This is a genomic window from Streptomyces sp. NPDC127177 (genome assembly GCF_042672475.1).
Taxonomy (GTDB): Bacteria; Actinomycetota; Actinomycetes; order Streptomycetales; family Streptomycetaceae; genus Streptomyces.
Genome location: NZ_JBHXUW010000054.1, coordinates 1 through 16,210, shown reverse-complemented (window position 1 = coordinate 16,210; position 16,210 = coordinate 1). Strand labels below are relative to the sequence as shown.

At 69.7% G+C, this 16,210-nt stretch carries 16 protein-coding genes and 1 pseudogene; 6 read left to right on the top strand and 11 right to left on the bottom strand.

What is annotated here, in order from left to right:
- Nucleotides 1–83 precede the first annotated feature (83 nt).
- From ACFVJX_RS27880 to ACFVJX_RS27850, 7 genes are all read right to left on the bottom strand, one after another.
- Nucleotides 84–1,082 carry an MBL fold metallo-hydrolase gene (locus tag ACFVJX_RS27880; RefSeq protein ID WP_384132083.1) on the bottom strand — a complete coding sequence of 333 codons (999 nt, stop codon included), beginning with the start codon at nt 1,080–1,082 and terminating at the stop codon, nt 84–86.
- Between the two features lie 339 nt (nt 1,083–1,421).
- Complete coding sequence (locus ACFVJX_RS27875) at nt 1,422–2,597, bottom strand: ricin-type beta-trefoil lectin domain protein (protein WP_384132086.1); 1,176 nt, start codon at nt 2,595–2,597, stop codon at nt 1,422–1,424.
- A gap of 147 nt (nt 2,598–2,744) precedes the next feature.
- Entirely contained in the window at nt 2,745–3,920 is a 1,176-nt protein-coding gene (locus ACFVJX_RS27870; RefSeq protein WP_384132089.1) for a Gfo/Idh/MocA family protein, read from the bottom strand.
- Between the two features lie 50 nt (nt 3,921–3,970).
- The gene (locus tag ACFVJX_RS27865) at nt 3,971–5,611 is read right to left on the bottom strand and encodes a hypothetical protein (RefSeq protein ID WP_384132092.1); all 1,641 of its coding nucleotides are present in this window, start codon (nt 5,609–5,611) and stop codon (nt 3,971–3,973) included.
- Between the two features lie 51 nt (nt 5,612–5,662).
- Nucleotides 5,663–6,610 (bottom strand): carbohydrate ABC transporter permease, encoded by a 948-nt coding sequence (locus ACFVJX_RS27860; protein ID WP_384132094.1) that lies wholly within the window; start codon nt 6,608–6,610, stop codon nt 5,663–5,665.
- Nucleotides 6,607–7,617 carry an ABC transporter permease gene (locus ACFVJX_RS27855; RefSeq protein WP_384132097.1) on the bottom strand — a complete coding sequence of 337 codons (1,011 nt, stop codon included), beginning with the start codon at nt 7,615–7,617 and terminating at the stop codon, nt 6,607–6,609. Before ACFVJX_RS27855 ends, ACFVJX_RS27860 begins: the two co-directional genes overlap by 4 nt.
- A gap of 437 nt (nt 7,618–8,054) precedes the next feature.
- A complete protein-coding gene (locus tag ACFVJX_RS27850) occupies nt 8,055–8,855 on the bottom strand; it encodes a DeoR/GlpR family DNA-binding transcription regulator (RefSeq protein WP_384132100.1) in 801 nt (266 codons plus the stop codon).
- A 185-nt stretch (nt 8,856–9,040) separates the two neighbouring features.
- On the opposite strand from ACFVJX_RS27850, the gene ACFVJX_RS27845 reads away from it, so the two are divergent.
- Together ACFVJX_RS27845 and ACFVJX_RS27840 are read left to right on the top strand one after the other, a co-directional pair.
- Entirely contained in the window at nt 9,041–9,925 is an 885-nt protein-coding gene (locus ACFVJX_RS27845) for an SIS domain-containing protein (RefSeq protein ID WP_384132103.1), read from the top strand.
- On the top strand, nt 9,925–10,845 hold the full coding sequence (locus ACFVJX_RS27840; RefSeq protein ID WP_384132107.1) for an acyl-CoA thioester hydrolase/BAAT C-terminal domain-containing protein: 921 nt from the start codon (nt 9,925–9,927) through the stop codon (nt 10,843–10,845). Before ACFVJX_RS27845 ends, ACFVJX_RS27840 begins: the two co-directional genes overlap by 1 nt.
- Here the strand turns inward: ACFVJX_RS27840 and ACFVJX_RS27835 are convergent.
- Entirely contained in the window at nt 10,827–11,378 is a 552-nt protein-coding gene (locus tag ACFVJX_RS27835) for a hypothetical protein (RefSeq protein WP_384132110.1), read from the bottom strand. The two genes, ACFVJX_RS27840 and ACFVJX_RS27835, sit on opposite strands and share 19 nt — an antisense overlap.
- 169 nt (nt 11,379–11,547) lie before the next feature.
- On the opposite strand from ACFVJX_RS27835, the gene ACFVJX_RS27830 reads away from it, so the two are divergent.
- Nucleotides 11,548–11,733: a hypothetical protein gene (locus ACFVJX_RS27830; protein WP_384132112.1), complete on the top strand. Its 186-nt coding sequence runs from the start codon at nt 11,548–11,550 to the stop codon at nt 11,731–11,733.
- A 12-nt stretch (nt 11,734–11,745) separates the two neighbouring features.
- Here the strand turns inward: ACFVJX_RS27830 and ACFVJX_RS27825 are convergent, their stop codons facing one another.
- The gene (locus ACFVJX_RS27825; RefSeq protein ID WP_384132114.1) at nt 11,746–12,435 is read right to left on the bottom strand and encodes a TetR/AcrR family transcriptional regulator; all 690 of its coding nucleotides are present in this window, start codon (nt 12,433–12,435) and stop codon (nt 11,746–11,748) included.
- A gap of 123 nt (nt 12,436–12,558) precedes the next feature.
- Between ACFVJX_RS27825 and ACFVJX_RS27820 the strand changes: the two genes are divergently transcribed.
- Nucleotides 12,559–13,506 carry an NAD(P)-dependent alcohol dehydrogenase gene (locus ACFVJX_RS27820; protein ID WP_384132128.1) on the top strand — a complete coding sequence of 316 codons (948 nt, stop codon included), beginning with the start codon at nt 12,559–12,561 and terminating at the stop codon, nt 13,504–13,506.
- A gap of 90 nt (nt 13,507–13,596) precedes the next feature.
- Here ACFVJX_RS27820 and ACFVJX_RS27815 read toward each other — a convergent pair whose 3' ends face one another.
- Together ACFVJX_RS27815 and ACFVJX_RS27810 are read right to left on the bottom strand one after the other, a co-directional pair.
- Nucleotides 13,597–13,998 (bottom strand): zinc ribbon domain-containing protein, encoded by a 402-nt coding sequence (locus ACFVJX_RS27815; protein ID WP_384132131.1) that lies wholly within the window; start codon nt 13,996–13,998, stop codon nt 13,597–13,599.
- A 130-nt stretch (nt 13,999–14,128) separates the two neighbouring features.
- Complete coding sequence (locus tag ACFVJX_RS27810) at nt 14,129–14,833, bottom strand: TetR family transcriptional regulator (protein ID WP_384132117.1); 705 nt, start codon at nt 14,831–14,833, stop codon at nt 14,129–14,131.
- Nucleotides 14,834–14,940: 107 nt separating this feature from the next.
- Here ACFVJX_RS27810 and ACFVJX_RS27805 point away from each other — a divergent pair, with 107 nt between their 5' ends.
- Together ACFVJX_RS27805 and ACFVJX_RS27800 are read left to right on the top strand one after the other, a co-directional pair.
- Complete coding sequence (locus ACFVJX_RS27805) at nt 14,941–15,726, top strand: electron transfer flavoprotein subunit beta/FixA family protein (RefSeq protein ID WP_384314483.1); 786 nt, start codon at nt 14,941–14,943, stop codon at nt 15,724–15,726.
- Nucleotides 15,727–15,785: 59 nt separating this feature from the next.
- Nucleotides 15,786–16,210, top strand: a pseudogene (locus ACFVJX_RS27800) (electron transfer flavoprotein subunit alpha/FixB family protein); the annotation flags it as partial.

Here is a 16,210-nt window from a genome sequence, read left to right as displayed (position 1 = left end):
CTCTTGTCGGGCCGGTCCTGCGGCCGGGGCGGCTGCGGAGGATCGGAGGGATGACCGGCCCGGTTCGGCGGCCGGCCGGACACTCACTCCGCCGCGGCAGCCGGCTCACGGGCCCGCTCCACTTCCTGCGCCAGTTCGGCCACCTCGGTCATCACCTGGAGCACGCCGGGCAGTTCGGATCCGTCGAGCTGTCGGTACTCGCTGCCGATCGTCACCGCGAGCCGCTCGGGGAGCCCGAGTTCGGGGTGCCGGCCCTCGCCGATCACCCGTCTGGCCGCTTCCAGGGCGGGTACCCCGGCGGTGTGGAAGGCGTGGGCGCGCTCGCGTACGTACTGCAGATAGACGACGTGGTCGCGTACGCCGGCCCGGTCGAGGACGGGGCCGTGGCCGGGCACGACCGTCTCCGCCCCGGTGGCCAGCACCTGTTCGCAGGCCGCGATCACGTTGCCCAGCGGGCCCGCCCAGTGGATCGGGTGGTCGCCCGGCTGCTCCGGTGTCGAGGAGAAGATGATGTCGCCGCTGAACACGGCGCTCTGGGCGGGCAGGTGGACCATCAGGTCGCCCGTGGTGTGCGCGGACGGCAGGGCGGTGATCCGTACGGGGAATTCGCCCAGGGTCAGTTCGAGCTCTCCCGTGAAGTACGTGGTGGGCTGCACCGGTTCGGTCCGCGACCAGTCGAACGGGCCGAAGTGGCGGCCGAGGTAGGCGCCGAGCGGTCCGGCCGGATCACTGCCGTTGACCAGCGCGTGCTGCTGCTTCGGGGTGGGCTCGTAGTGGATGTGGTCGCGTGCCTCGCGGGTCGCGATGATCTCCGCGTCCGGGAGCACGCCGGCGCCCCAGAAGTGGTCGCCGTTGGCGTGTGTGACGATCACCCGGTCGATGGAGACACCGTCGGGCAGCAGTTTCGTGCTCTCGGCCAGGAACCGGCCCGCCAGCACCGCGTCGTACGGGGTGTCGATCCAGAGCGCGCCGCGGGGCGAGACGAGGAGGCCGCAGTTGGCCAGCCCCCAGCCCCGTTTCGGTGGGAGCCACGCGTGCAGGCCCCGACCCAGGTCAACGACGTCTCCACCCGTGATCGACATGGACGCGATTATGCCGACCGCGTTCCGCTCGCGCGTTCGAACCCGGCCACAACACCTTCCTGTTGGCGTGAAATCGCCCCTGCACGCCCCTCGGTCCGGCCGAGCGGTGACCGTAAGGAAGCATCGAAACCACCCTCCCCACCTGACTATTCGGAGAATTAGGCGAATACCGCTCGACCGCATCGTGTCCCGTCATTGCCGGACAGTGGGCACCAGTCAAACCGGAACAGGCCGATTACCCACCGAGCATGGCTGAAAACAGATGTCGAAGAGCCCCCGGTGTCGCCGCTGGAAGCGGACTGCCGGGGGCTCCGTGACGCACGGTGTCCAGGACACGTCCTAGTAGGTCGCGGGCACGCTCCACTGCTGGTTGGCGCCGCCGTGGCAGTCCCACAGTTCGAGCGCCGTCCCGCTCGTGGTGTCACCGCCCGGCACGTCGAGGCAGCGGCCGGACGCCTTGTTGACGAGCGCGTGCGCGGAACCGTCGTACGTCCACTGCCTGGACCCGTCGGTGACGGCTCCGCCGGTGCCGGTACCGGCGCAGTCGCGCACCCGTACCGCTGCGCCGTTACCGGCGCCCTCCGCGGTGAGGCAGTAGTCGGACGTCAGACGCACGGAACCGTCCGCCGCCCGCACCCAGGCCTGGTTGTCGCCGCCCGCGCAGGTGTAGAGGTCCGCCACCACGCCGTCCGCGATGCCTCCGGAGGCGTCCACGCACTTTCCGTCCGGTCCGGTGACCGCCCCGCGCACCGAGTTGCCGATGGCGAGGTTCTGTACCGTCGAGTCGGCGGCGACGTCGGTCCGGGTCATGGGCGCGCAGGCGTTGCCACTGTTGGAGGTGCCCGAGACCGTGCCGGTGACCGTGCCGCCGTTGCCCGTCGGCACTCCGAACCGGGCGTCGCTGAACGGCTGGTCGTAGCAGTTGGCGCGTGGGTCGTTCCACTCGAAGTACTCGGTCCAGTCGACCATCCCGGACGGTGAGATGGCGGTGGCCGGGGTCTTGATGCTGCCCAGCTTGTACGAGGCGCCCGTGCCGGTGTCCGCGACGGTGGCGCCGAACCAGCCGTCGCCCTCGGCCGCGACCGTGAAGGTGTACCGGTGACCGGCGGTCCAGTCGAGGTTCATCCGGCAGCTCATGCCCTCGCCCTCGCCGCCGAAGCCCTGGCACCAGCTCCCGGCGGAGCCCGCCGTGGCCTCGGAGACGTCCCAGACGGAGAAGAGGAGCGTGCGCTTCGACCCGCCGTTGGACTGCATGCCGAGGTAGGCGCCGTTGCCCTGGTCGAAGCCGAACTGGTGGCTCCAGAAGACGTTCGCCCGGTATCCGGGGTCGTGCAGGACGGTGGTGGACCAGGTGACGTCGGTCAGCTTCGGCGCACCGGAGAAGGAGTAGTTGGTGTACGTGCCGGGAGTGGTGCCGAGGTCCGCGGCCCGAGTGGGGGCCGCCGTGGCGAGCAGGGCCAGAGCGGCTGCCGCGGCGGTGGCGGTGATGGTGCCCAATGAGTGGCGCAGGGTCATGCGTCGCACCTGCTTCTGATGGGGGGAACGGGGATCGTTGCCTTGCCTGCGCCCCGCCCCGGACGGTGCGTGGGCGCATCTCGTGCGGTGAAACCCGCCGGACAGGGCCATGGCACGCTGCCCTGTCCGGCCTTCCCGGTCAGATCCTCAGGAACGGACCTGACCGCGTTCGAAGTACGCGATCAGCTCGGGGTCGAGGGCCGGCACGTCGTACGGTGCACCGCCCTCGCGCAGGGAGCGGGTCGCTTGCACACCGGCGGCGACGCTCATCCGGGCGGCGACCGGCGAGGTGTCGGTGACGCCTCCGTCGCGCACGAAGCGGCAGAACTCCGCCATGATCCGGGTGTCCCCGCCGCCGTGCGAGCCGCCGGCCTCCGGGACCCGGTAGGTGATGTCGGCGTCGGCGCGGTAGCCGCTGGGGCCGGTGTTCCAGACCTTGACCTCGTCACCGGGGCTGTCGCCGAAGTTCTCCAGCCGCCCCTCGGTGCCGATGACGGTGTAGTTGCGCCAGTAGTCCGGGGTGAAGTGGCACTGCTGGTAGGCGGCGACGACGCCGTTGTCGAGCTGCATGTTCATCACCGAGACGTCCTCGACGTCCACGACGTGGTGCAGGTCCTTGCGGGCCGTGGGCGGCCAGTCGAACTCGCGCAGCCAGTTGTCGGGCCGCGGGGTGCCGGCCTCGCGGCGCGGCAGGTCGCCGTAGACGAGCAGGTCGCCCAGCGCGTTGACGCGCCGCGTGTAGCCACCGGCCAGCCAGTGCAGCACATCGATGTCGTGCGCGGCCTTCTGGAGCAGCAGACCGGTGGTCCGGGTCCGGTCGGCGTGCCAGTCCTTGAAGTAGTAGTCGCCGCCGTAGCCGACGAAGTGCCGTACCCAGACGGTCTTGGGCTCGCCGATGTCGCCCCGGGCGATGATGTCGCGCATCAGCCGCACGACACCCATGTGCCGCATGTTGTGGCCGACGTAGAGCCGGGTCCCGGTCTCGTACGCGGCGCGCAGGACGTTGTCGCAGCTCTCGACGGTGATCCCGAGCGGCTTCTCGACGAAGACGGCCTTTCCGGCTCGCAGCGCGTCGATGGCGATCGCCTCGTGGGTGTCGTCCGGCGTCGCGATGATGACGGCGTCGACGTCGTCCCGGCCGAGGAGCAGCTTGTAGTCCTCGACCGCGACGTCCGTGCCGAAGCGCTCGGCCTCGCGGCGGCGCACCTCGGGGTCGAGGTCGCACACCGCGGTGATCGCCGAGCCCTGTCCCGGGTGGTGGGCGGACATCGCGATGGAGCGGCGCAGGCCGAGTCCGATGACGCCGAGTCGCAGGTCTGACACGGGGGTCCCTTCTCTTTCCGTACGGGTGGTGCGGGTGGCCGGTGGCGGGGCTACTTGCCGGCGAGCGAGGCCTCGAACTCGGCGCGCATCTTGTCGCCGCCGTCCGAACGCCACTTTCGCAACTGCTCCTTGTAGGCGGAGAGCGGCTTGCGTCCGGCGATGATGTCCTTCTGGCAGTCGGCCATGGCGGTCGTGAGCGAAGGGCTCTTGCTGGTGGACGTGTCGGAGAAGTGGCCGCTCGTCGGGTTCGTCTGGCTGATCTTGAGGAGCTCCTGCTGCCAGCCGTGGATGTTCTTCGCCAGCTCCGGCCGGCCCGGCAGATAGATGTACTCGGGGCCCGCGGCGAGGAAGGCCAGCGGCATCGCCGTGGTCACCGCCTCGGAGTTCCCCTTGGCGGTGAGCTTGACGTCGCCCTTCGCGGTACGGGTGAAGTGCTTGCCCTCGACGCCGTTGTCGAGGAAGAGCCGCTCCTCGGTGCCGAAGGGGGCGGCCAGGTAGTCCATGACGCCCAGCAGCATCTTCACGCGCTCGGTGTCCGCCTTCTTGTTGATGGCGGTGTAGCCGACCGAGCCGTAGCCCATGCTGTAGCGCGGCTTCGCGCCCGCCTTCGCGGCGAAGGGCACGATGACGCCGAACGGGAAGTCGTACGTCTTGGCGTCCACCAGGAAGCTGGGGAAGGACTGCACATAGGCGCCGAGGCTGCCCTGCGCCATCTTCTCCATGGTGGTGCTCAGGTTGGGGTCCGGCCAGAACAGACCGGCCTTGGCCACCTTGACGGCAAAGGCCACGGCCTCCTGGTACTCCTCCGTCTCGTACATGTGCGTCAGCTTGCCGTCCGCCAGCCGCCAGCCGCTCGGCGCACCGAACCACTGGCCGAACATGCCGATGTGGTTCACGTACTCCGGCTCCAGGACGTACTTGTTGCGCTTGGCGTCGAGGAGCTCCTTGCCCTTGGCGAGGAAGTCCTCGGCGCTGCTGAACTCGGCGCCGCCGACCGGCTTCCAGAAGTCCTGGTTGACGACGTAGACCTGTCCCATGGAGCCGTAGGCCACGGTGACACCGCGGATCTTGCCGTTGATCACGGCCGTCTTCCAGGCGGTGGTCGGCAGGTTCGCCAGGTTCGGGTAGTCCTTCACCGCGTCGCCCGAGAGGTACTCGGTGAGGTCGTGGAACTTGGCGTCCAGCAGCTCCGGAACCCGCTGGATGCCCTGGTTCGGCGGGAACCAGACCAGGTCGGGTATGTCGCCGCCGGCCATCATGGCGTTGAACTTGGTGAGGTAGGCGTCGACGCCCTGGTCCACCACGATCGTCATGTCGAACTGCGCTCCGAGGCGCTTGTTCAGCTCCTGCCAGTAGGCGTTCTTGGCCTGCGGCGGGGCGGGCGTGGTGAAGGTCTCGGTGAGGGCCGTGATGCGGCTTCCGTCACCGGGCGCCTTGGCCACCGACTTGGTGAGGGCCTTGGGGTAGCGCAGATAGGTGGCGTCGAGACCGGCCGCGTTTCCCGCCAGGTCGGCGGGAGCGGTCTGCGCGGCCACGTACGCCGGCAGTTTGAGCTTGGCCGACGCCTTGGCACCGCCCTTGCTGACCGAGGCGCCGCTGCCGCAGGCGCTCAGGGTCGACAGTCCGGCCACGGTCAGGCCGGCGATTCCCGCGGCGCCCATGAAACCGCGCCGGGACAAGGTGGTGGACATGGGGCTCCTTGAAGGGTGTGGGGTGCGTGACGGCGATGTGGGGCGGGCGGATCAGCCCTTGATCGCCCCGGTGAGGACGCCCTTGACGAAGAACTTCTGCAGGAAGGGGTAGACACAGAAGATGGGCACGATGGCGATGATCAGCACGGCCATCTGCAAGGACGTCGCGGGCGGCACCGAATGGACGCCCATGGCCGACGCGTTGATGCTCTGCCCGTTGAGCACGTAGCTGCGCAGGATCACCTGGATGGGGAACTTGCCGGCGTCGTTGAGGTAGAGCACCGCGTTGAAGAAGCTGTTCCAGTACCCCACCGCGTAGAACAGGCCGACCACGGCGAGCACCGCCTTCGACAGTGGGAGGACGATCCGGAAGAGGACCGTGACCTCACCGGCGCCGTCGATCCGCGCGGCGTCGTACAGCTCCTCGGGGATGCTCTGGAAGAAGGAGCGGACGACGACGATGTTGAACGCGTTGAGCAGCACCGGAAGGATCAGCGCCGCGTAGGTGTCCAGCATCTTGAACTGCTGGACCGCCAGGTACGTCGGGATGATGCCGGGAGCGAAGAGGAATGTGCCGAGCACCAGCAGCAGGATCGGCTTGCCGAGAACCGTTCCCGGGCGGGAGGTCCCGTACGCGATCATCACCGTGCACGCCAGGCTGAGCGCGGTGCCGATCAGCGTGATGCAGATGGAGACCAGCGCGGCCTGGGTGACGACGCCGCCGGAGAGGATGACGCGGTACGCCTCCAGCGTCGGGTGATGCGGCAGCAGTACGTATCCGCCGTTGGCGTTCAGCTCCTCGCGTCCTGCCAGGCTGGTGCCGATGGCGAGGACGAACGGGTAGAGGACGATCACGGTGAGCACGGCCAGGGCCACCGCCTTCGCGCCCTGTCCGTACCAGTGGGGGCGCTCCATCCACGGCGGCCTGCCGTCGGAGGCGCGGGGACGTGTCACGGTCCGGGCGGTGCGCAGCCGGGTCGCGACGGACTGCTGACTCATCGGTAGACTCCCTGCTCGCCGAAGCGGTGGGCCAGCTTGTTGGCGGCGAGGATGAGGGCGAATCCGATGACGCCCTTCATCAGACCGGCGGCCGTGCTCATGCCCCAGTCGCCGTCCACGACGCCGTGGAAGTAGACGTAGGTGTCCATGACTTCGGAGGCGTCCGGGCCGACCGCGTCACGCTGGAGCAGGATCTGCTCGAAGCCGACGGAGAGGATGTCGCCGAGCCGCAGGATCAGCAGCATCAGGATGACCGGCCGGATGCCCGGCAGGGTGATGTGCCAGATCCGGCGGAGCCAGCCGGCGCCGTCCATCGCGGCGGACTCGTACTGGCCCATGTCGATCGATGCGATGGACGCCAGGAAGATGATCGTGCCCCAGCCGCAGTCCTTCCAGATGGCCTGCGCCGTGATCAGCAGCTTGAAGGTGCCGGGGTCCGTCATCACGTTGCCGATGCTGACGCCGTGCTCCATCAGCAGGGTGGTGACCGAACCCGCGCCGCCGAGCACCTGCTTGAACATGGCCACCACGACGACCCAGGACAGGAAGTGCGGGAGGTACACGACGGTCTGGATGAACCGCTTGATCTTCTCGCTGATCAGCGAGTTGAGCAGCAGGGCCAGTGCGATCGGTGCCGGGAAGTACAGCAGCAGCTGGATCGCGGTGATCTGGAGCGTGTTGGAGACCGCGCTCCAGAACTCCGGTTCGGCGAGGAGTGCGGTGAAGTTCGCGAGCCCGACGAACGGGCTCTGCTTGAAGCCCAGGAACGGCTGGTAGTCCTGGAAGGCGATGACATTGCCCGCGAGTGGCAGGTAGAAGAACAGCGCGAAGTACAGAACACCCGGCAGGCAGAGGAGCAGAAGCGCCCTGTCCCGTTTCAGGCGGTACCGGAGCGGCTGCCGTATTCGGTTCTTCCTGCGCCTCTTCCCGGCGGGCAGGTCCGCGCCGTCCGGGTCGCGGGGCTGCGGCACGGACGGCCGCGCTGCTGTGACCGGCGCATCTGCCATCGTCACAGGCACCTCCAGGGCTGATGGAGCGAGAGAACGTCCCGCATACGTGGAGGCAGCACACACCTCGGAAGAGGTGTGGCCGGTGCTCCTTCGCGGCGACAGGCACATAGTTCACGACGGTGCACCCGGATGGCAATAGTTGTTCATTTCGCAGAGGTAACGAACATCTATTGGCAGGGAGAAGTCACTGCGTGCAGCATCACGGGACGTCTGGGTGTTCGACATGGACACAGGAGCGGCACAGAACGCCCGCAAAACGGCCACCACCGCCACAGTGATTCACGCCGGACCGACCACTGGATGCTTGGTCGTGTTCGATCAAGCACGCATCGGTGCATGATCCAGCACACTGCGGCGTGCGCCGGGGGTGGGCGCGGGCACACAGAACGGCGGGCCGCCACACCCCGTGGGTGCGACGGCCCGCCGTTCGGAGCTCAGACGGCGACGACCGTGACGCCGGCCTCGGTGAAGCGGGCGGCCGCCTCGGGCGTGATCCCCTTGTCGGTGACCAGGAAGTCGACCAGTCCGAGATCGAAGACCCGGGCGAAGGCCCTCTTGCCGATCTTCGTGGAGTCGGCCGCCACCACCACCCGCTGGGCCTGCTGGGCGAGCAGCCGGTTGATACTGGCCTCGCCCTCATGGTGAACGTAGGCGCCGCGTTCCGTGTCGATGGCGTTGACGCCCAGCACCGCGACGTCCAGCGTGATCTCACCCAGTACACCGCTGGCCAGCGGCCCCGTCAGCTCGTAGGACTGCGGCCGGGCCACCCCGCCGGTCACCACGATCTTGATCTGCGGCCGGATCACCAGCTCGTTGGCGATGTTGAGGGCGTTGGTGACCACCGTGAGGGTGGGCTGGCCCGCCGCCCCGCCGGCCCCGTCCCCGACCAGGTCGGAGCGCACGGCCAGCGAGCGCGCCACCTCCGTGATGGTGGTGCCGCCGGTCAGCCCCACCACCTCACCGACCGCCACCAGCTCGGCCACGGCGCGGCCGATGGCCTGCTTCTCCGGGGCGTTGCGCCCCGTCTTGTAGCGCAGGGCCAGCTCGTAACTGACACCGTGCGCGACCGCGCCGCCCCGCGTGCGGGTCAGCAGCTGCTGCTCGGCGAGCTGGTCCAGGTCGCGGCGGATGGTCGCGGCCGAGACATCCAGCGTCCTGGCGGCGTCCTCGACGTCCACCCGGCCGTGCTTACCGACGAGTTCCAGCAGTGCGTTCCACCGCGAATCCCTGGACAAGTGAGTTCTCCTTACAGGTCCGGGCTGCGGGCACCCATCCCCTTGGGCACGGTCACCGGACTCGCGCAAGCGTCGCACAAGGCCCCGGCGAGTCAAGTCTGATGCAAGAAGAATGCTTGATAATGCTTGCACATCCCGTATAGCGTGCGTTAACGAGCATCCCATCACCAGTACGGAGTGCAAAAGTGTCATTTGTCGAGATCGAGACAGCCAGCCAGCCGGACTGCTGGCGCCGTGCCGCGGATCTGGCGCAGAGCCAGGCGGCCGTACTGCCCGCGCCCGGCGAGCGTATCGCCGTGGTCGGCTGCGGCACCTCGTTCTACATGGCTCAGGCATACGCCTCGCTCCGTGAGGACTCCGGACAGGGCGAGTCCGATGCCTTCGCCGCCTCGGAGTTCCCCTTCAACCGCCGCTACGACCGGGTCGTCGCCCTGACCCGCTCCGGCACCACGACCGAGGTGCTCGAACTCCTCGACCGGCTGCGCGGCGTCACCCCGACGGTGGCCGTCACCGCCGACCCGCGGACCCCGGTGATGACATCGGCCGACGCGGTCGTGGTCCTGGACTTCGCCGACGAACAGTCCGTCGTGCAGACCCGGTTCGCCACCACACTGCTGACGCTGCTGCGGGCCCATCTCGGTCTGCACACCGAGGCCGTGGTCCGCGACGCGGAGGCCGCACTCGCCGAGCCACTGCCCGAAGGGCTCCTGGACTGCACCCAGTTCACCTTCCTCGGCCGCGGCTGGACGGCCGGTCTCGCCAACGAGGCCGCGCTGAAGATGAAGGAGGCCTCGCTGTCCTGGACGGAGGCGTACGCCGCGATGGAGTACCGCCACGGCCCCATCAGCATCGCCACCACCGGCACCGCCACCTGGATGTTCGGCACCGCCCCCGAGGGCCTGCGCGAGCAGGTCCTGGAGACCGGCGCCCGCTGGGTGGACAGCGCACTGGACCCGTTGGCCGAACTGGTCCGCGTGCAGCGGCTGGCCATCGCCCGCGCCGCCGCCCGCGGTCTGGACCCGGACAGCCCCCGCCACCTGACCCGTTCCGTGGTGCTGGCCGACGCCTGATGCCGGAGATCACCGAGCACGAGGTGCACGCCGCACCGGGCGACGGCGCGGACGCCTGGACGGGCTTCCGCGCCTCGCCCGCGCACGGCAGCGACATCGGGGTGCTCGTGCTCGCCGGGTCCAGCGGACGCGTCGAGGAGGAGCGCTGCCGGCTGCTGGCCCGGGAGGGCGTCACCGCCCTCTCGATCCGCTGGTTCGGCGGCCCCGGCCAGCCGCCGGGCATCTGCGAACTCCCCCTGGAGACCTTCGTGTCCGCGCTCGACCGGCTCCGGGCGGAGGGGGCGCGCCGCGTCGGCGTCCTCGGCATCTCCAAGGGCGCCGAGGCCGCGCTGCACCTGTCCGTGCTCCAGCCCGGCGTCGATGCCGTGGTGGCACTCTCCCCCACGGCGGTGACCTGGGCGAACGTGGGTCCCGGCCGGGACGGGCTGACGCGGCCCCAGCGGTCCTCGTGGAGCTGGCGGGGCGAACCGCTGCCGTTCGTCCCCTACGACGACGCCTGGGAGCCCTCCGAGCCGGAGGGCTCCCCCGTCTCGATCCTCGGCTCGTACGAGCAGAGCCTGCGGACGTATGCGGGCCTGGCTCCTGCCGCGGCCGTCCCGGTGGAGCGGTCGGCGGCCGACCTCGTGCTGGTCGCCGGCGGGGACGACCTGATGTGGCCCTCGCTGCCGTACGCCGAGGAACTGGCCGCCCGGCGCCGTGCGGCCGGTCGGCCCGTCCGGCTGATCACCCGCGCCGACGCCGGACACCGGCCGCGGCTGCCCGGCGAGGGCCCCGCGCCCGCGTCCGTCACCTTCCGGTACGGCGGTTCAGCCGCGGCCGACGCGGCGCTCGGCGCGGCCGCCTGGCCGCACGTCCTCGACGCTCTGCTCGGCCCGGACGGTGCCGCACCGGAACCCGCCGGTCAGGACTCCTCGAAGTAGGCGTCCAGGACCGCGTCGAAGCCTTCCGTCCACTCCTTGAGGCTGCTCCGGGCCGCCGCCTCCACCTCGGCGTTGAACCAGCGCCTGGTGGACATGTGGACCGTGACCGTGAACCGGCGGCCGAACCGGGCCGGCTTGAGTTCCACCGCGCCGATCTCGTCCCAGCGGAAGTCGGCCTCCTGGTCGTCCAGAGTGAACCGGATGCCCTCACGGTCCGCGGCGATCGAACCGCGGCGGTCGCTCACCTCGAACGCGGGACCGTCCGCCTCCGCGTCGGTGTCCGTGTCCTCGTTCTCGTCCTCCTCGTCGTCCGCCGCCTCGGCGACGGCCTCGCCGTCGGACTCCGCGTCCTCGGACACGGCCTCATCGGCGGCGCCGTCGGACGCGACGTCCTCGGGTGCGGGCTCCTCGGTCCCCTCCGGCTCCTCGTCCGCCTTTTCGGTGGCTCGGGGGGCCGTGAGACCAGGGATGTACGCCGGGTCTGTCCCTGCGGCGTACGCGGGCTGAGTGTTCGGATCTATGCGCTGCTCCACGGCGGGCAGTATGGCCGACGAACCTGTACGGGGCCAGTGAGCCCGTGTTCACCCGGGCCCGCGCGTGTCCCGGGGGCCGGGTGGGCGGCGCGGACGGGGCCCGTCGGCGCCGGTTCCGGGGTTACGGAACAGCCCCTGGGTTCCCGGCTCCGGCCCCCCGGCGCGCAGCTTGCGGGAAACCGCAGTACGGAGGCAGCCATACCAACGCGGGCATGCGGGCATCTCGCAGCGGCTGCACATCTCGCTGAGCGCGGTGGAGAAGAACCTCAACACGGTCTTCGACGAGCTGGAGCTGGACCGCGCCACGGGCTGCAACCGCCGGATCCTCGCCGTGCCGCGGTATCCGGAGGCGTGACGGCGGCCGGTTTCACGGGCCGGGCGGGGACTGGTGGATCCGGTTCAGTTCCAGCGGCGCCGGCGGCGGCAGGGGCGCGGCGCCGCCGGCCCTGAAGGACTGGAGCAGATAGCCGGTCAGCCGCCGGGACGCGGCCGCCGCGACCTCCGGGGTACCCCCGGCGACACCGCTGTTCGCTAGGAGCAGGAGGGTGATGTCGCTGGGAGCGAAGTCCGCACGGAGCTCCCCGGATTCCTGGGCGCGCCGGATCAGCCGCCCGATGCCGTCCTCGGCGCGGCTGCGCCGGTCGTCGAAGTCGACGGCATCGGGGAACCGGGTGAGGAACGCGGCGGTGAAGCCCCGGTCCGCGGCCTGCATCGCGCACACCTTCTCGATGAGGGTGCGGAAACCGCGCCAGGGGTCGGGATCGCCGAGTGCGTCGTCCAGGGCCGATACGCACAGCGCGAGTTGTTCGGAGAAGGCCTCCGTGACGAGTGCCGCGCGGGTCGGGAAGCGCCGGTAGAGGGTGGCGACCCCGACGCCGGCCCGGCGGGCGATCGTGGTGACGGGCACGTCGATCCCGTGGGCGGCGTAGGCCTCCCTGGCGGCTTCGAGGATGCGTTCGCGGTTGTGCCGGGCGTCGGCCCGAAGTCCGGCGGAGGGGGCTACCGACGGGGTCGCACCGTCCTGGGCGGAGGTCTTCCGAGAGGGCTGAACAGGCATGTCTCTCACTTTAGGGTAAGTGGAAGGTGTCATCCACTTAGGCTGTTAGCTTGAGGAGAAGGAAGCGGAAACTCCCTTCCGCTTCCGGTTCCCGAGACAGAGCAGGACACGACCGTGGACGAGATGCGCGCCGCCCTCTTCGACCGTTACGGCCCGCCGGAGGTGCTGTACGTGGGCAAGGTGCCCGTCCCCGACGTCGGGCCGGGTGAGGTGCTGGTCCGCGTCCGGGCCGTCGGGGTCAACGGCGGTGAGCTGTACGGCCGGGCCGGAAAGGTGCGGCTGGTGACGGGGCGTCGCTTCCCCCAGCGCACCGGGATCGACTTCGCCGGCGAGATCGCCCGGCTGGGCCCGTCCGTGACCGGGGTGCGGGTGGGTGAGCGGGTGTGGGGCGTACTGCCGCGGCGGATGGGCAGCGCGGCGGAGTACGTCGCCGTCACCGCGCGGAACATCTCGGCCGCCCCGGAGAACCTGACGCCCGAACAGGCCGTCTCGCTGCTGGCCGGCGGCACGACGAGCCTGACCGCGCTGACCACCAAGTCCGGCCTCGGGCCCGGGGAGCGGCTGCTGGTGCGCGGAGGCAGTGGCGGCGTGGGCAGCGTCGGGGTCCAGGTGGGCAAGATGCTCGGCGCCCACGTCACCGCTCTCGCGGGGGCGAAGAACCTCGACTTCGTCCGCGGGCTGGGGGCCGACGAGGCCTTCGACTACCGGACGACCGGACCGGCCGAACTGGGCGCCTTCGATGTCGTCCTGGACACCGTCGGCACCGAACACCGCGCCTTCCGGCGACTGCTGGCCCCGGGCGGGCGCATGGTGGCCGTGGCGTTCGACATCGAGAACGCCCTCCCCTCCCTCACCTATCTGCTCGCCTCGACCGTCCACGGCTCCCGGCGCGTGCGCTTCTTCAGCGGCAACCCGGACACCGAACTCCTCACCCGGCTGGCCCGGCACGCGGAGGACGGCGCGATCCGCCATGTCGTGGACACCGTCCGCCCGCTCGCGGAGATCGCGGACGCGCACCGGGCCCTCGAGGCCGGCGGTGTGCGCGGCAAGCACGTCCTGCGGGTCGAGTGACTCCCAGGGCCGTTCCGGAAGTGGCGCCGTCCGCCCACGGGGCAGGCGGGAGCATTCGGGACACCCCCTGCGCCCCGGCGGCCCGCGGTGTCAGTACCAGCCTGCCGTGAGCGGCGGATCGCACAGTTCGAGGACCACCTCGCCCGCCTCGGACGTCGCACCGCCGACGGGCCGGACCCGGTCGCCGACGCTCACGAGATGGGGCGCGGCACCCACGATCCGGCACCGGTAGACGAACCCTTCGGGGAAGCGCACCAGGGACTCGTTCCGCATGACCCGCGAATAACGGTTCACGACACTGGACCGTACGACGACACCGTGGCCGTCACTGCGCTCCGGGTCGAGGTCGCTCGACGCGCAGACCGGGCACAGGAGTTTGCGGAAGGAGGCGGTGCGGCACCATCGACACACCTGGTAGACCAGCCCCTCCACGGTGTGCGGCTCCGCCGCGCCGCCGGTCGTACGCCCTACGTCGATTCCGGTACTGAACACGTCTCCGCCTCCCGCGCTCGACTCGGTGCGCCGCACCTCCGGCGACGGCACACCGGCACCGTATGGCACTTAGTGCCAGCACGTAAAGGTACTGAGTGCCAAGACTTTGTGAAGGGTTTCCGCCGGCGGCTCAGCCCTCGCCCAGAGCGGATTCGATGCGTTGCACGACGCGCCACATGGGGGCGCCCTTCGACGCGACCATCACGATCACCTCGTCGTCGGGGGCGGGCTCGGCGGGCCGCTCCTGCGCCCGGCCCCACACCGTGCGGACGATTTCGAGCGCCCGGTCGACCTCGGCCCCGGCATCACCCTGTCCGCCCGAACGCAGCCAGGACCGGAGGCCGTTGTTGTGCGCCGCGACCACCGAGGCGGCGATCACCTCGGCACGCAGCGCCGCGTCCCGGGTGCTCGCACCGTGCCGCTGCAGATATCCGGAGAGCGTCCGCTCGTAGCGGCGCACGAAGGAGAGTTCATAGGTGCGCAGTCCGGGCACCTCCCGGGTGAGCCGGTAGCGCTGGACGGAGAACTCCGGATTGGCGGCGTACATCCTCAGCACGAGCCGGGCCGCGTCGCACACCGTGTCCACCGGATCGCCGTCACCGGCCTCCTCCAGGAACGCGATCATGTCGGCGAGACACCGCTCGTGATCGGGGAAGACCGCATCCTCCTTGGACGGGAAGTACCGGAAGAACGAACGGCGCCCCACCCCCGCCCTGGCGACGATGTCGTCCACCGTGGTCCGCTCGAAGCCACGTTCCATGAAGAGCCCGAAGGCCGCCTCGGCGAGCACGTCACGCATGGGCGGCTTCTTGGCTGGTACGCGGTCCTCAGTCATGGCGAAAACGTAGCACCAGAAGCGGATATTCGGCACTGCGTACCTTTACTCAGGGTACTGAGTGCCATAGAGTCGGACGACGAACCGCACCAGTGAGGAGAGCCGGCGTGAGCTTGAGGATCGTTGTCTGTGTGAAGTACGTGCCCGACGCGACCGGTGACCGGCATTTCGCCGATGACCTGACGCTGGACCGTGAGGATGTCGACGGTCTGTTGTCGGAGCTGGACGAGTACGCGGTCGAGCAGGCGCTGCAGATCGCCGGTGAGGCGGACGATGCGGAGATCACCGTGCTCACGGTGGGTCCGGAGGATGCCAAGGACGCGTTGCGCAAGGCGTTGTCGATGGGTGCGGACAAGGCGGTTCACGTCGAGGACGACGATCTGCACGGTACGGATGTGATCGGTACCTCTCTGGTTCTGGCGAAGGCTGTCGAGCGGTCCGGTTATGACCTGGTGGTCTGCGGTATGGCGTCGACGGACGGCACGATGGGTGTCCTTCCGGCGTTGCTCGCGGAGCGTCTGGGTGTTCCGCAGGTCACGCTGCTGTCGGAGGTTTCGGTCGAGGGTGGCGTGGTCAGGGGCCGTCGTGACGGTGACTCCGCCAGTGAGCAGCTCGAGGCGTCCTTGCCGGCTGTGGTGTCGGTGACCGATCAGTCGGGTGAGGCCCGCTATCCGTCGTTCAAGGGGATCATGGCGGCGAAGAAGAAGCCGGTGGAGTCCCTGGATCTGGAGGACCTGGAGATCGAGGCGGGCGAGGTCGGTCTGGGGGGTTCCTGGTCCGCGGTCGACTCGGCGGCCGAGCGTCCGGCCCGTACGGCGGGCACGATCGTCAAGGACGAGGGTGAGGGCGGCAAGCAGCTGACCGAGTTCCTCGCGGGTCAGAAGTTCATCTGAGTCCTGCTCTGTTCCCTTTGTCGTCCTACTCTCTTTCGCACGCAGGAGATTGAAGTCCCATGGCTGAAGTTCTCGTCTATGTCGACCACGTGGACGGTGCCGTCCGCAAGCCCACGCTGGAGCTGCTGACGCTCGCCCGTCGTATCGGTGAGCCGGTCGCTCTCGCTCTGGGTGGGGGTGCCGCGGATACTGTCGCGGTGCTGGCCGAGCACGGTGCGGTGCGGGTGCTCACCGCGGATGCGCCGGAGTTCGCCGACTACCTCGTCGTGCCGAAGGTGGATGCGCTGCGGGCCGCGTACGACGCGGTGTCGCCGGCGGCGGTGCTGCTGCCGTCCTCGGCCGAGGCCAAGGAGATCGCGGCCCGGCTCGCGCTCCGTATCGGTTCCGGGGTGATCACCGATGCGGTCGATCTGGAGGCCGGTGATCAGGGTCCGGTGGCCACGCAGTCCGCGTTCGCCGCCTCGTACACCACCAAGTCCCGTGT